Raw genomic sequence first — 1,348 nt, 5'->3', positions numbered from 1 at the left:
GTGGCAGGTAAGACAAGTGTTCAACGCCAGACAGTGGCTTGCGGAGAAGAGATGATGGCAGCTTGCTCGATAGGTCGCATTTCAACATTCGATGCGCGATATCCCTTGCCGCCTGGAGCGGGAAGCGATGCGGTACACACGGACCCTGAGTACTGCCTTGCGGTGACTCGGCTTGGATCGGAAGATGGTGGAATATGCGGTACTGGGTTTGCCCTGACGTTAGGCGCGGGCAATCGTCTTGTGTGCGAAGCAATCGAACTGCTGGCGAAGCCGTTACTTAGCAGGCCGATTGAAGATTTGATGGCTGAATTCGGTCATGTAACACGGCTGATGGCAGATGATCCGATGATGCGCTGGTTAGGCCCGCACAAGGGCGTCGTGCACTTAGCATTGGCGTCCATTACGAATGCCTGTTTCGATCTTTGGGCGAAGAGCAGAGGAGTGCCCCTCTGGCGCTTGCTGTTGGACCTCTCGCCGGAAGATACCGTACGCCTCCTGGACTTAAGCTATCTAGATGAAGTCTTAACTGAGCGCGAAGCAGTGGAACTTCTACGCAGAGAGATGAGTACACGTGCGGACCGGGAGGGGATGCTGCGAACTGGATACCGCGGGTATGACACGTCAGTGGGATGGATGGCCTATGACGATGCCAGGGTGAGGGATTTGACGAAGCGGGCGATGGATAAAGGCTTCAGCGCCTTTAAGCTAAAGGTGGGATCGATCGACCAGTCGCGCGATTTGAGACGCGCAGCCATGTTGCGCGAATGCGTCGGAGATAAGGGGACGATAATGTTTGACGCGAACCAGCAATGGACGCTACCCGTCGCGCGAAAGATGTGTGGAGAGCTGGCCAAGCTAAAGCCGCTATGGATTGAGGAGCCGACGCATCCTGATGATTTGATGGCCCATGTGGCGCTAGCTCGCGAGATAGCACCAGGCAAGATTGCGACCGGGGAGCATATTCCAAATCGGGTAGTTTTCAAGAACTTCATTGAAGCGGGAGCGATGCACTATGTGCAGGCCGATTGCACCCGGTTGGCTGGTGTCGGGGAATTTCTTGCCGTGAGTCTGTTGGCGCGGAAGTTCAACCTACCGATAGTGCCACATGTGGGCGATATGGGGCAGATCCATCAACACCTGGTCATCTTCAACCACGTCGCGATGGGACATGAAGCATTGTTTCTAGAGCACATTCCGCACCTGCGTCCCCACTTTGCCTTTCCGGCGCAGGTAGAAGGAGGATATTATCGAACGCCGTTGGAGCCAGGAGCCTCATGCGATCTGAGCGGCTCTGAGCGGAGTTGCGCATGACTGGTACTGTGCTCGCAGGCGTCGGTTTGACTATGGT

At 55.7% G+C, this 1,348-nt stretch carries 1 protein-coding gene; it reads left to right on the top strand.

The features are described 5' to 3' along the window. On the top strand, positions 1-1,311 hold a 1,311-nt coding region (locus HDF09_RS20450; RefSeq protein WP_311720169.1), incomplete at its 5' end, for an enolase C-terminal domain-like protein. Between the last annotated feature and the right edge of the window lie 37 nt (positions 1,312-1,348).

Source organism: Edaphobacter lichenicola (assembly GCF_014201315.1).
Taxonomy (GTDB): Bacteria; Acidobacteriota; Terriglobia; order Terriglobales; family Acidobacteriaceae; genus Edaphobacter; species Edaphobacter lichenicola_B.
Note: the sequence above shows the minus strand (reverse complement) of the source record. Positions and strands in the feature narration are given on the sequence as shown.